This window comes from Actinoplanes sp. NPDC051388, from assembly GCF_055586225.1.
Genome location: NZ_JBVJIP010000018.1, coordinates 148,348 through 160,756 on the forward strand (window position 1 = coordinate 148,348; position 12,409 = coordinate 160,756).

Sequence of the window (12,409 nt, forward strand, 5' to 3'; positions counted from 1 at the left end):
CTTTCCCCTGTTGCCGTGTAAGCGGCATAGAGAGTTGCACACGGAGTGCAGAAAAGTCTGGGTCGATGGAAAATTAAGCAGATCTTAAGACGACCGTTCGATCAAGTTTGTACAGCGGGAGACCGTCGGCTCGCCTCTAGCCCACCTCCGGATACGTGGCCGAAGGCCGGGCTGAGATCAACGACTATGCATACGTATGCCGGATATTGGCCGACGAAGCAGCGCCCGTGAGGGGTTGCGCCCGAGCCAAATCATGCCGCTACAATCTGCGCCGTCAGTGCAAATAGTGCGCTGCTCGGGAACGGATCGTGATGGCATTCCTGGTTCGCATCCGCTGTGTGATGACCGCGCTGCTCCTGACCGCAGGGGCGGTTGCCGGCTGCTCGAACGGTGACGACAGCTCGGTTCAAGGCGCGACGCCGGCCGGTGGCGTGACAACCTCGGCCGCCGCGGACGCCCCGTCCGCAGCCGCGCCCTCGTCGGACCCGTGCTCCTACCTGACGAAGGAAACCGCGGCCACAATGATCGGCGTCCAGGTCAAGTCCGTCGAGATCGCCACGGTCAACGATCACGTCTGCACCTACAAACTGGTGAACAAGCACTACCTCGACGTGCTGATCTCACCGCAGCCCAGCAAAAAGTTCTTCGACAGTGGGCGCACGTCCTACAAGAGCGTCGCGGACGTCACCGGGATTGGCGAGGACGCCTACTCCTACCAGGGCAGACGTGGGGTGACGGCGGTCAGCGCCTGGGTGCGGGACGGATTGATGATCACCGTGTCGCATTTCGACCTCGCCGCAGCTCCGCCGACGGCCGATCTGGTCAAGAGGCTGACGGCCATCGCCAAGGAGATCGCGGCCAAGGTGTAGGCCACGACGGATCCGCCGCGGCGCGCGCCGTCGGCCGGCTAGCCACGGCGGCGCAGCCGACCCACGCGGCGGAGCCTGCACTGGTCGTCGCGCTGCTCGACCCCGACCAGGCGGTCCGGGCGGCCGCCATCGGTGCCGTCGAAGCCCGCGCGTTCATGGGCGCCGATGTCAATCAGGCGGTACCGGCGCTACTCACCCTCGTCGACGACGGCGCCGTCGAGGTTCGCCGCCTGGTGTGGCGGATTTTGAAGCTCAACGCACTTAACCCACCGCAGCGCGACTGGCCCCCGCTGGTGGCTGGCCTGATCCGTGTCGCAGCGGCCGACCCTGACCCCGGGATCAGCCATCAGGCCGCCGAGATCGCGGCTCGCCTGCCGGACCCGGGTCGCGCGTAGCGGCTGGCCAGGTGGCCGACCACGGCCGTCAGACGGTGCCGCCGCTCGACCCATGCGTTACGGCTTTCGAGATCGAGGCGCCCTCACCGTCGCCCGCGATCTCTCGGACGAGGTGCAGCGCGGCGGTTTGCAGCGCCTCGGCGAACTCGCCGGCCGGCACCGGCCCGGCCAGCCCGTTCGCGAAGATGGCGGCCGTGTCGCTGGTGGACGTGTCGGTGTCGATGCTGAGCGCGTTGAAGGTCCGTTCCACCGCCGGGTGGAAGAGAGCGTCCAGCTCTGCCGCGGTCAGCGCCGCGTCGGTGCAGAGGTAGGTGAGCATGGTGTCCATGTCCGGCTCGATCATGCCGACGCCCTTGGCGATGCCGACCAGCGTCGCCTCGCCGACCCGGACGGTGGTTCGTTGGGGGCGCGTGTCGGTGGCCATGATCGCCTCGGCGGCCCGGTCGAAGTCGGCGCCCGGGATGGGCCGCGGTAGTGCGGCCAAGTTCGGCCGGAGCCGTTCCATCGGGTATCGCCGCGGCGAACCGGGAACGGGTGAACATCGCGCTGACCGCCGCCGGCACCTCGGAGGCGATCACGACGAAGTCGTCCCGGTCCCCGTCGGCCAACCCGACCCGACCGGTGTGCACCCGGAATCCCCGCGGACCAAACCCTGTCATAGCCATCCTGGATTCAACCTGCGGTGGTGTGGATAGCTCGACGGGCCTTTTCGACAGTCCCTAGTGGAACATCCTCTATTCTAGGAGGAAGATCTATGCCAGGGGCTGTCGTGATTCTGCGAGCATTTTCATCGTGCAGCCCCAGCGCCGAACGCGACAGACCTGCGTGCGATCGCTTCGTCGCCCTCCTACCGCACCTCCTGAACACCCTTTGCTGACCGCACCGCCGAGTCCCGCCCGGCTTAGCCGGGTCCGATTCCCGCCCGGATCTCCGTTAGCTTCTCGCACATGCGGATGGTTCCGGTCAGCGGCCGGGGATCATTGAGATTGCCGGCGAACCCCTGGGCATCCTTCGTCACCCTGCAATCCTGTTGGACGGACTCACCCGCATGCGGGTAGTGACCACCGGACACCCTCCACCTGGGGACCGGAAGTCTCGGCCCTGTGGCTCAGGCCGGCCGGCCTGCTCAAAGTCCTACTAACCCTTGAAATCAACCATCTAGGGTGAATCCGGCAGGGCGTCGCGGGCTGCCTTCTCGCGGGCCATCCGATCACGCAGTTCGGCGAGCTGCCGCTGGCCCTCGGCGGCGAGTTCGGCGCGTTCGTCATCGGAGAGTTGGTCGTACGTCCTGGTGAACTCGTCGACACGTGGGTTGAGCACCCGCGCGAAGACTGGCGACCGGCTTGCCTCGCGAAGACCTTGGCGCCCTTCCAGGATGTCGTCGGCGAGCCGCCGGAATTCCGGGTCGTCGCTTTTGTCCCGCAACAGCCGTAAGGAGCCCCGCAGATGCCGGGACAACGCCGGATCACCGCCGGCGACGTCCAGCAGCGGCTCTTCGTCCTTCGCCGCCACGTCAGACCGCCGGGTGGTCGTACGACCCGGCGGGCAGCGCCACCGTCTCCATGCTGACCCTCGTGCTGGTGAACCCCTCAACCCCGCCGACGAACGCTTGGACTCCGGTCAACGTGTAGTCGCAGAGGTCCACAATGTCCCCCCAGACCCCGATGGCCTTCGTCATCGTGGCGAGGGCGGCAGCGCCGGCCAGGATGGGACCGATGACAGTCCAGCCCAACGTGGCTGCCGCGGCTGCCTCCAAGCCGATCGCGATCAGCAGATCAGTCAGCATCTCCAGCAACCCTTTGACGGCGTTCGCCGTCTGGTACATCCCGTCTGCCATCAAGATGAACTCTTCGCCGAGCGACCGGAGTTCCTCCACCTGCTGGTCCAGAACAGTGGCCACCTGCGTGAAATATTCGATGGCGTTGTCGGCCGCCTTGCCGGTCCAGTCCTGTGCCATCACCTGCACGCCCAAGGTGACATTGCCCGCGAAGGAGGTGTTGAAGTCGGCCAGGTTGCGCAGGGCGAGGCCGGACTCCTGGACCGCCTTCCAGTCACCGGCGAACTGCTCGGTGACCCAATCCCAGGGATTGGCGTGAATCGTGTGCTCGGCCGCCCAGCCCAGCCAATACGAGACGCTGACGTATTGGGCGAACCCGACGATGTTCTCGGCAAGGTCGGGGACCGGATCGTAGGATCGTGGCTTGGTCAGCTCGTCGCCAGGGCTCGCCATATCCGTAACTCCCATTGCGTTTCAGTAGGTTTTATCGAGCCGTTCCGCGGCGGCCTGGTCAGTCGTCTCGTAGAAGTGGGCGGTGGAGAGGAGTTCCCAAGAGGACGCTTTCACGATCTCCATGAGGTGGAAGTAGTTGGGGGGCAGGACTTCGCGGACCCGCATGGCCGCGTCCGCCACGCTGTCGAACAGCAACCCCTGGGAGCCTTCGTACCTCAACCAGCTGCCCGAGTAGAACGCCGCCGACTCGGCGTCGTCGCCGAGCTTGCGGAGGTGGGTGCTGAAATCCTTGATGCTCTGGGGAATGACCTTGAACGACATCACGCCTCCACTTGGCCGGATCGACCCGGCTTCGCGTATCGAGCCCGGCGAACTCGTCGCCGGCCTCTCGGCGGCGCAGGGCAGACCATGCGCCGGTGCCGTACGGTCCGTGAAGAACACCCGGGCAATTGGTTGCAGGATCCTGCAATGATCGGGAGCGGCCCCCTTCCCCTGTCCGGCCTTGAGCTGGTGTGCTGTGCGGGCGTCCGGGGCCGGCCCCGATCGCATCGACATCGGGTGCGGGTTCTCCTGCACGGGTTCAGGAACGACTGCGAGGCCGTCGGAGGCGCCATGGAAGTCACGAGTCCGGTATCAGTACCGTCGTTGACCCGATGGGGTCTTTCCGCCGACGCCGATCTGGTCTACCGCGCGCTGGCCATCGTCGGGTCCATGGGTGAGACCCGGCTCGTCCGAGAGTTGGGCGTGACCCGGATCAGGGTCCGGTCGGCGGTCGACGAGCTGGTGGCACGGTCGGTGATCGAGTCCGGAACGGCACCGGGACTCCGGAGTTCGCGTGTGTGGGTGCCGGTGCCGGTGCCGGACGCGCTGCGCCAGTTACGCCGGCGGCCTGCGCCGGCTGCCCCGAAGGAGCGGTGGCGAGACCATTTCGGAGCGCTCGACGGTCTGCAGGTGCCTGCGCTGGGCAACGTGACGGTGCGGCACTGGGGCAGTCGTGCGCTGGCGCGGCGACGTGCCGCGCATCTGGTCGCGGCCGAGCGGCACGAACACCTGACGATCAGCACCGAAGAGGTGATCAGCGCGGAGTCGTGGGCCGCCGCCGTGCCGCTGGATCGGAGCCTGCTGGATCGTGGCATCCGGATGCGGGTGCTGAGCCGCCCGCCGGCCGACGGTGATCGCTCGGCTCCGCCGCGGACCATCGTGGAGGGCGCATCAGGGATCTACCGGCAGGCGGCGGCTCTGCCGCTCAAGCTCATGATCTTCGATCGCAGGGTGGCGCTGTTCCCGTCCGATCCGCTCGATCTGGAGGCCGGGTACGTAGAGGTCGACGAGCCGTCGGTGGTGCAGAGGCTGTGCCTGTTCTTTCACCGGTTGTGGACGTTCGGCCATGACCCGTTTCGGGAGGGGGTGCCCGCCATCGATCTGACCCCGCGGGAGCATGCCCTGGTCGCGTTGCTGGCCTCCGGGCATACCGACGTGTCCGCCGCAGAGCAGCTAAGCCTCAGCGCCCGCACGGTCGCCTATGCCATGCGGACGCTGATGGACCGGCTCGGGGTGGAGAACCGATTCCAGCTTGCCCTGCTGCTCGGCGCCGCGGGGGCGGCGCCGCTGCCTCCGACTGGCCCGGCCGACACACCTTCCGGAGCTGATGAGTCATGACGAGATCGCTTTCTGGCGTGGCCGTCCGCTCGGCCGCCGTGGTGGCCGCCGTTCTCCTGATCACCGGTGCGCTGCGGCCGGCGTCCGCCGAGGTCGCCGACCAGACGCCGGCCGGTGACTGGACCGTCAGCGAAACCCCGCTCGTGCCGTCGCCGGTGTCGACCACCCAGCCGGTTCGATGGAACGACGGCGGCTGTGCCACCGGGACCGTCGGCCCGCTCGAGCGAGATGCCCAGAACCATGTGATCATCCCCGCGGAGATCGTCCTCTGCCGCCCTTGGCTCGCCAAGTACTCCTTCACGATGGTGACCTTCCGGCCGGATCGGCCGACGACTCTGGCGGTCGGCTCGCGTCTGCGCCACTACGAGCCCGACGGACCGACGCAGGTCCGGGCCGCATTCGGGACCATCCCGCCGACCAGCCCGGTGGGGGTGTGTTTGATGCGCAGCCCGGCCGTTCGCCTCGCGTGCGTCAGACTCGACATCGCGGCCGATCAGGAGATGACCGCCACACCTCTCTCGACGGATGACCCGCTGGTGAACCGACCCGTCGAGTACTTCGATGACATTCTCGAACCCAGGCCCGGCACCGGCTTCTGCGCCACCTGTCTGAACATCTCAACCTGAGCGCCGGTCAGTCTTCTGTCCAACCGAGACAGCCGTTAGGTGGTCTCCACCCGGTACGCGCTCGATGGCCAGTGGACCTCAACGACCTCGCCTCCCGGCACGGCAAGCCAGCCGTGGTGGCCGAGGCCGTGTACGCGTTCACCCTGTGCCGCTCGGAAATGCGGTCGGCTACGCAGCCTGCGAGTATTCGTTGATCAACCCCGTCGAGGACCTTCCTGCGACAGACCCTTGTTGCGCCGAGATCGACGACGACGGCGGCTGGCCCGGTGTCCATGGCGTTGGGTAGGCGTTGATCGCGGCTCTGATGAGGTTTGCGCTCGTTGTAGTGCATGACGAACTCGCCCAGGACGGCGAGCAGGTGTCGCGGGTGATAGATCAGCATCCGGTCCAGACACTCCCGGCGAGCCGTGCGACGTAGACGCGGGTCAACCCGATCGTGTCGACGTGCAGGAAGTCGCAGGCCAGGATCCCCTTGGCCTGAGCGGTGAGGAACTCGGTCCAGGTCGGCCGACGCCGAGCGTAGGTCCATTTTCCGCGACCTGGTGGCGCAGGACCAGGACCTCGACCTCCTTCGACCGCTCACCACGCATGCCCAACACCATCAACTGCACCACCTGACGCAGGATCAGGTATCCGAACGACACGATCATGCCGTCAGCCTGCTACCCACCGAGCGACCGGTAGCGCACAGAACCGCAGCTCAAACCCCGGAACTCAGTCTTCGAGCGGTACAGGTTGACCAGGGCATTCAACCATCAATGCACGGCGTGTACATCGGCACCCGGCCAGCATGAACCGTCCGGCAGTGGGCGGTCAGGTGCGGGCGGGCCCGGTGCGTTGAGTGAGCTGAGACAGGCCCAGCTGGGTGAGGATCTCCTCGGCGCGGTCCCGGTCGCCCAGTTCCCACATCGTCAACGGGGTGCCCACCGTGTTTTCCAGGCGAGCGAAGACCTCCTGGCTGGCCCGCAAATGCTCGCGGGCCTCGGCGGCACGGCCACGGTTCGTCTCGGCGTGAGCCAGGGCACGCAAGGCGATCGCCTCGCTGCGCGGATCGCCGTAGCGGCGGAACGTCTCCACACTGGTGCGCAGCTCGGCGGCCGCGCGGTCGCTGTCACGCAGGCCAAGCCGGGCCAGGCCCAGCGTGAGCGAGGTGTGCGCCTCCCACATGCTGTCCTCGTGTTCGCCGAAGACCGGCAGCGCCGCCTCCAGCTCGGTGACCGCGTCGGCGTAGCGGCCGTGCTGCTGGTAGGCGTAGCCGAGGGCGCGTCGCGTGTACGCCTGCCACAGCTTGTCACCGAGGTCGGTGAAGATCTCGTGGCAGTCGCGAAAGGACGCCACGGCCACGTCCAGGGTGCCCTCGGCCACGGCCAGGCTGCCCCGGCTGAAGTGCGCCGCCGCCTCCCATTCCCGGTTGCCCAGGGCGCGGAAGCGGTCCAGGGCGTCGCGCAGGGCCCGGCCGGCCGGCTCGAACCGGGCCCGGGCGCGGTAGATGTTGCCGAGGCTGAGCAGCGACACCGCGTGCCAGCTCCACTCGCCCAGCTCGTGGAACGTCGCGGTGCAGTGCTCGAGCGCGGCGGCCGCGTCGGCCCACGGGTGGTCCTGGCCGATCTTGATCTCCAGGGTTTCCGCGATCAGGCGGTCACCGGAGCGCCGACCGGCGTAGAGCGCCACCGTGCGGGTCATGCTCCAGTTGTCCCACTGCGACCACAGCTCGAATGACATCGCCACCAGGGTCGCGGTGACCGCCCAACCGGTCCGCATGATCATCGTGGTGGTGTCGGCGCCGGCCTCGGCGAGTGACGAGCGCTGGGCCGGCAGCCAGCCGAGCGGGTAGGACGCGTCCGGCCCGTGATGGTAGGCCCGCGCCTCGTGGATGAGCCGGGACTCCATCGCGTCGAAGACGGTCAGCCAGGTGCCCAGCGCCTGCCCCATCGCGGTTTCCCGCGGGGCCGTCGAAGCGCCGGAGTGCCGCAGCTCGCGGGCGAACACGGCGACCAGCTCGTGCAGGCGGTAACGCTGCCTGCCGGCCGCGTCGCGCTGCGCCACGTCGAGGATGTGCCAGTCGACCAGGTCCTCCAGTGCGTCGGCCACCTCGGTCACCGGCGAGCCGGCCAGGGTGGCGGCCACCCAGGCCGGGAAGTCGGAGCCGCTGAGCTGGCCGAGCACCCCGAACACCTGCCGTGCGGGGGCTTCCAAGGCCTCGTACGTCAGGGCCAGGCTGGCCCGGACCGCCAGATCGCCCACCCGCAGCTCGTCGAGGCGCCGCCGCTCGTCGGCGAGGCGTCGCTCGAGCTCCCAGAGCGCCCAGTGCGGTTTGGCGGCCAGCTTCGCGCCGACGATGCGGATGGCCAACGGCAGGTGGCCGCAGAGCCCGACGATGCGGGCCGCAGCCTCGGGCTCGGCCGCCACCCGGGCCGCGCCGGCGTTGGCGGCGAGCAGCGCGGCCGACTCCTGTTCGGAGAGCACCGGCAGGGTGAGCCGGGCGGCCGGAGCCAGCGCGGCCAGCGGGCGCCGGCTGGTGACCAGCACTGAGGTGGTGGCGCCGCCCGGCACCAGCGGCCGCACTTGCGCCTCGTCGACCGCGTCGTCGAGCACCAGCAGCAGCCGCAGCGGGCCCAGGTGCGCGCGGTAGAAGTCGGTGCGGGCGGCCAGCTCGGCGGGGATCTGCGGGCGCGGCACGCCGAGCATGAGCAGCATCCGCGACTGTGCCTCCTGCGCGGTGCACGGCCGGCCGGCGGCGCCGGCCAGGCTCACGAACAACTGCCCGTCCGGGTACGCCTCGCGCAGCCCGTGGGCGACGTGGACCGCGAAGGAGGTCTTGCCGACGCCCGCGTTCCCGGTGATGGTGAGGACCGCGGCGCCGTCGCCCAGCGAGATCCGGGCCGCGGCGAGCTGCTCCTGGCGGCCGGTGAAGTCGGCGACGTCCAGCGGCAGGCTGCTGCCGGGCGACGGCACCGGCCGCACCGCCTGCTGCGGGCCCGGCGGGGCGTCGCCGCGCAGCATCGCGTCGTGCAGTTCCCGCAGGTCGGCCTCCGGCTCGATGCCCAGGTCGTCGGCCAGCGCGCGGTAGGTGCGGCGGTAGGCGGCCAGCGCGTCGGCCCGGCGCCCGCAGCGGTGCAGGGCGAGCATCAGCTGGGCACAGAACCGTTCGCGATACGGGTCCTGGTCCAGCAGGTCGGTCAGCTCCGGCACCAGCTCGCCGGCCCCGCCCAGCCGCAGGTCGGCCTCGACCCGGTGCTCGATCGCGGTGGTGCGGTAGCCCTCGAGCCGGGCGCGTTCCGCGGCGAGCACCGCCACGTCATCGAACTCGCGGAACGGCGTGCCCCGCCAGAGTTCGAGCGCGGCGGCGGCGTGTTCGCGGGCCTCGTGCGCGTCTCCGTCGGCCAGGGCGGCGCCGCTGCGCTCCACCAGGGACACGAACCGGGTGCGGTCGACCTGCTCGCCGGTGACGGCCAGCCGGTAGCCGGGCCGGCCGTTTCCGGTGACGACCTCGGGGCCGAGGGCGGAACGCAGGCGGTGGACGTACCCCCGCAGGTTTTCCCGCGCCGAAGGCGGTGGCGACGCGCCCCAGAGCACGTCGGCGAGGCCGTCGACGGACAGCATCTCGTCCGGCGAGCAGAGCATGACCGCCAGCATGAGGCGCTGTTTCGGCGGGCCGAGCGGCACCGGTTCCCCGTCGCGCCACACCTCCACGGCGCCGAGCACGTTGAAACGCACGCGCCGAAGGTATCGAACCCCGTCGTGTACGCAACACCAACCGCTCGTGTACCGGGCGTTCCTAGCGTCCCCGTTGCAAATCCCGACAACGGAAGAACGGATACACGATGTCCTCTCGAAAACTCTGGCGCGCTCTGGGGTTGGCCTCCGTCCTCGCGTTGGGCCTGGTGACCGTGCCGGCAACGGCGGCACAGGCGGTCACCCGCGACACCATCGCCTCAACCGCGAACGCCGAGATCGGCATCTCGGAGTCAGCCGGCACCTGCACCAAGTACGGGCCGTGCAGGGAGTACAGCTGGTGCGCCATGTTCGCCGAATGGGTGTGGCGCAAGGCCGGCGTCTCATCGGTGCCCAACTCCTGGGTGGCCACTGAGATCGGCCGCTGGGGCCAGGACAGCGGCCTGTTCAAGCGCAGCAACCCGCTCCCCGGTGACCTGGCGATCTACGGCGAGCCGGGATCGGGCACCGGCGGGCACGTCTCCGTGGTCTACTCCGTCAACAGCGGCGGCACCATCACCACGATCGACGGCAACTACGGCGACAAGGTCACCAAACGCACCATCGACCCGGACACCGCCCGCTCCGGCAGCCGCAACGTGCTGATCTCCGGCTACGTCTCGCCGCCCGGCGTGACCACCGAACCGGCGACGCCCGTCGTGGTCGACCGCGGAACCGCCGCGATCGTGCACAACAACGTCCTGCGTACCTTCGCCAACGGCAACGACGGCTCGCTGTGGCAGAACTTCTACAACGGCACCACCTGGACCTGGCAGGACCTCGGCGGCCGCATCACCAGCGCGCCCTCGGCGGTCGTCCACGGCACCCAGCTGCGGGTGTACGCCCGAGGCGGTGACGACTCGCTGTGGCAGAACACCTGGAACGGCACCAGCTGGACGTGGCAGGACCTGGGCGGCCGCATCACCAGCGCACCGTCGGCGGTGATGTACGGCAACGTGCTGCGGGTCTTCGCCCGCGGCGGTGACGGCGCCCTCTGGCAGAACATGTGGAACGGCACCTCGTGGACCTGGCAGGAGGTCGGCGGCAAGATCACGAGCGCACCGTCGGCGGTGGTCTACAACAACGTGCTGCGCGTCTTCGCCCGCGGCGCCGAGGGCGCCCTGTGGCAGGCGGTCTGGAACGGCAGCGCGTGGAGCTGGCAGAAGGTCGGCGGCGACATCACCAGCGCTCCGGCGGCCGTGGTGCACGGCAGCCAGCTGCGGGTGTACGCCCGCGGCGGCGACGCCGCGTTGTGGCAGAACACCTGGGACGGCACCAGCTGGACCTGGAAGGACCTGGGCGGCTCGATCAGCAGCGCCCCCTCGACCACGCTGCACGGCAGCCAGCTACGGGTGTACGCCCGCGGCGCCGACGGCTCGCTCTGGCAGAACACCTGGAACGGCACCGCCTGGACCTGGCAGGACCTCGGCGGCTCGATCCGCTGACCCCCTTTCGAGGGCGGGGGCTCACGGGGCCCCCGCCCCCCCAACCCTGGGAGACCACGCAGATGCGCAAGACTCTTTTGCTCGCCCTCATCACCGGTGCCGGCCTCACCGTCGCCCCGGCCACCCCGGCCCTCGCCGTTGCGCCGGTCGACTACCTCGCCCTCGCCGCACCGGCCGGGCAGAACGTCCAGCAGCAGTACGACATCCCCGCCTCGGTGGCCATCGCCCAGTCGATCCTGGAGTCGGGCTGGGGCGGCAGCAGGCTCACCGTCAACGACCGCAACTACTACGGCTTCAAATGCACCAGCGCGTCCGAGCCGGGCCCGATCGCGACCGGATGCCACGACTACCAGACCACCGAATGCACGCCGACCTGCCACACCGAGCACGCCTACTTCCGGGTGTACGCCTCGGCCACCGACTCATTCCGCGACTACGGCCGCCTATTGACCACCAGCTCGGCGTACGCGTCGGCGCTGCCGTACCGCCACGAGCCGGACCGCTTCATCCAGGAGGTCGCCAAGCACTACGCCACAGACCCCGACTACGCGACCAAGGTCATCAGTTTGATGAACACGTACGACCTGTACCAGTTCGACCTCATCGGCCAGCCGTCACCGATCGTGCACGACGGCGTCCTGCGCGTCTTCGCCCGCGGCACCGACGGCGCGCTCTGGCAGAACATCTGGAACGGAACCGCCTGGTCGTGGCAGGAAATCGGCGGCCAGATCACCAGCGGCCCCTCCGCGGTCCTCTTCAACGGCACACTGCGCGTCTTCGCCCGCGGCACCGACGGCACACTCAAACAGCACATCTGGACCGGCTCGGCATGGACCGTCCAGGACCTCGGCGGACAGATCACCAGCACACCATCGGCCATTGTCCACAACGGCATGCTGCGCGTCTTCGCCCGCGGCACCGACGGCTCGGTCTGGCAGAACGCCTGGAACGGCACCACCTGGAACTGGCAGGAGATCGGCGGGCGGATCACCAGCGCACCGTCGGCGGTCACCCAGGGAACCCAGCTGCGGGTGTACGCCCGCGGCGCGGACGGCAATCTGTGGCAGGACACCTGGAACGGCACCGCCTGGAGCTGGCAGCAGGTGGGCGCGGCGATCACCAGCGCACCGTCCGCGATCGTCTACAACAACGCCGTGCGAGTCTTCGTGCGCACCAGCGACGGCACCCTGCGCCAGCACATCTGGAACGGCTCCGCGTGGTCGGTGCAGTCCGTCGGCGGCCACATCACCGGCGCACCGGCCGCGGTCGTACACGGCACGCAACTGCGCGTCTACGCCCGGGGTACCGACGGCTCGCTGTGGCAGGACACATGGAACGGCAGCGTCTGGACGTGGCAGGACCTGAACGGCCAGATCAACTGATCGGACTCGCTCGGGAGAGGCTGTGCGTGTACACGCACAGCCTTTCATTTTCGTGAGCGACGAACTGCCGGTCGACTGGTCTCCTTCTG

Annotated in this window: 12 protein-coding genes; 6 read left to right on the forward strand and 6 right to left on the reverse strand. The window is 69.0% G+C overall.

Features of this window, described 5'->3' with window-relative positions; genetic code table 11:
- The first annotated feature begins 341 nt into the window (after positions 1–341).
- Both ACZ6TI_RS36875 and ACZ6TI_RS36880 read left to right on the forward strand, forming a co-directional pair.
- Positions 342–869 (forward strand): hypothetical protein, encoded by a 528-nt coding sequence (locus ACZ6TI_RS36875; RefSeq protein ID WP_465349867.1) that lies wholly within the window; start codon positions 342–344, stop codon positions 867–869.
- 155 nt (positions 870–1,024) lie between these two features.
- Positions 1,025–1,264, forward strand: a complete 240-nt coding sequence (locus ACZ6TI_RS36880) for a hypothetical protein (protein WP_465349868.1) — start codon at positions 1,025–1,027, stop codon at positions 1,262–1,264.
- Positions 1,265–1,292: 28 nt separating this feature from the next.
- Here ACZ6TI_RS36880 and ACZ6TI_RS36885 read toward each other — a convergent pair whose 3' ends face one another.
- From ACZ6TI_RS36885 to ACZ6TI_RS36900, 4 genes are all read right to left on the reverse strand, one after another.
- Positions 1,293–1,769: a bifunctional ornithine acetyltransferase/N-acetylglutamate synthase gene (locus ACZ6TI_RS36885; protein WP_465349869.1), complete on the reverse strand. Its 477-nt coding sequence runs from the start codon at positions 1,767–1,769 to the stop codon at positions 1,293–1,295.
- A 653-nt stretch (positions 1,770–2,422) separates the two neighbouring features.
- Positions 2,423–2,776 carry a hypothetical protein gene (locus ACZ6TI_RS36890; protein ID WP_465349870.1) on the reverse strand — a complete coding sequence of 118 codons (354 nt, stop codon included), beginning with the start codon at positions 2,774–2,776 and terminating at the stop codon, positions 2,423–2,425.
- A 1-nt stretch (position 2,777) separates the two neighbouring features.
- The gene (locus ACZ6TI_RS36895; RefSeq protein WP_465349871.1) at positions 2,778–3,494 is read right to left on the reverse strand and encodes a hypothetical protein; all 717 of its coding nucleotides are present in this window, start codon (positions 3,492–3,494) and stop codon (positions 2,778–2,780) included.
- A 21-nt stretch (positions 3,495–3,515) separates the two neighbouring features.
- Positions 3,516–3,815, reverse strand: coding sequence for a hypothetical protein (locus ACZ6TI_RS36900; RefSeq protein WP_465349872.1), 300 nt, complete (start codon positions 3,813–3,815; stop codon positions 3,516–3,518).
- 291 nt (positions 3,816–4,106) lie between these two features.
- Between ACZ6TI_RS36900 and ACZ6TI_RS36905 the strand changes: the two genes are divergently transcribed.
- Together ACZ6TI_RS36905 and ACZ6TI_RS36910 are read left to right on the forward strand one after the other, a co-directional pair.
- On the forward strand, positions 4,107–5,153 hold the full coding sequence (locus ACZ6TI_RS36905) for a helix-turn-helix transcriptional regulator (RefSeq protein ID WP_465349873.1): 1,047 nt from the start codon (positions 4,107–4,109) through the stop codon (positions 5,151–5,153).
- A gap of 17 nt (positions 5,154–5,170) precedes the next feature.
- Entirely contained in the window at positions 5,171–5,779 is a 609-nt protein-coding gene (locus ACZ6TI_RS36910) for a hypothetical protein (RefSeq protein ID WP_465349874.1), read from the forward strand.
- A 7-nt stretch (positions 5,780–5,786) separates the two neighbouring features.
- Here ACZ6TI_RS36910 and ACZ6TI_RS36915 read toward each other — a convergent pair whose 3' ends face one another.
- Positions 5,787–6,308, reverse strand: coding sequence for an integrase core domain-containing protein (locus ACZ6TI_RS36915; RefSeq protein WP_465349875.1), 522 nt, complete (start codon positions 6,306–6,308; stop codon positions 5,787–5,789).
- Positions 6,309–6,592: 284 nt separating this feature from the next.
- Positions 6,593–9,496 (reverse strand): AfsR/SARP family transcriptional regulator, encoded by a 2,904-nt coding sequence (locus ACZ6TI_RS36920; protein ID WP_465349876.1) that lies wholly within the window; start codon positions 9,494–9,496, stop codon positions 6,593–6,595.
- 107 nt (positions 9,497–9,603) lie between these two features.
- On the opposite strand from ACZ6TI_RS36920, the gene ACZ6TI_RS36925 reads away from it, so the two are divergent.
- Both ACZ6TI_RS36925 and ACZ6TI_RS36930 read left to right on the forward strand, forming a co-directional pair.
- Positions 9,604–10,938: a DUF8189 domain-containing protein gene (locus ACZ6TI_RS36925; protein ID WP_465349877.1), complete on the forward strand. Its 1,335-nt coding sequence runs from the start codon at positions 9,604–9,606 to the stop codon at positions 10,936–10,938.
- Positions 10,939–11,000: 62 nt separating this feature from the next.
- On the forward strand, positions 11,001–12,320 hold the full coding sequence (locus tag ACZ6TI_RS36930) for a DUF8189 domain-containing protein (protein ID WP_465349878.1): 1,320 nt from the start codon (positions 11,001–11,003) through the stop codon (positions 12,318–12,320).
- The last annotated feature ends 89 nt before the right edge of the window (positions 12,321–12,409 follow it).

Excerpts from the sequence above, each read along its gene's own strand:
- ACZ6TI_RS36875 (WP_465349867.1), top strand. The coding sequence starts at position 342 with ATGACCGCGCTGCTCCTGACCGCAGGGGCGGTTGCCGGCTGCTCGAAC.
- ACZ6TI_RS36880 (WP_465349868.1), top strand. The coding sequence starts at position 1,025 with ATGGGCGCCGATGTCAATCAGGCGGTACCGGCGCTACTCACCCTCGTC.
- ACZ6TI_RS36885 (WP_465349869.1), bottom strand. The coding sequence starts at position 1,769 with ATGGAACGGCTCCGGCCGAACTTGGCCGCACTACCGCGGCCCATCCCG.
- ACZ6TI_RS36895 (WP_465349871.1), bottom strand. The coding sequence starts at position 3,494 with ATGGCGAGCCCTGGCGACGAGCTGACCAAGCCACGATCCTACGATCCG.
- ACZ6TI_RS36900 (WP_465349872.1), bottom strand. The coding sequence starts at position 3,815 with ATGTCGTTCAAGGTCATTCCCCAGAGCATCAAGGATTTCAGCACCCAC.
- ACZ6TI_RS36905 (WP_465349873.1), top strand. The coding sequence starts at position 4,107 with ATGGAAGTCACGAGTCCGGTATCAGTACCGTCGTTGACCCGATGGGGT.
- ACZ6TI_RS36915 (WP_465349875.1), bottom strand. The coding sequence starts at position 6,308 with ATGGACCTACGCTCGGCGTCGGCCGACCTGGACCGAGTTCCTCACCGC.
- ACZ6TI_RS36925 (WP_465349877.1), top strand. The coding sequence starts at position 9,604 with ATGTCCTCTCGAAAACTCTGGCGCGCTCTGGGGTTGGCCTCCGTCCTC.
- ACZ6TI_RS36930 (WP_465349878.1), top strand. The coding sequence starts at position 11,001 with ATGCGCAAGACTCTTTTGCTCGCCCTCATCACCGGTGCCGGCCTCACC.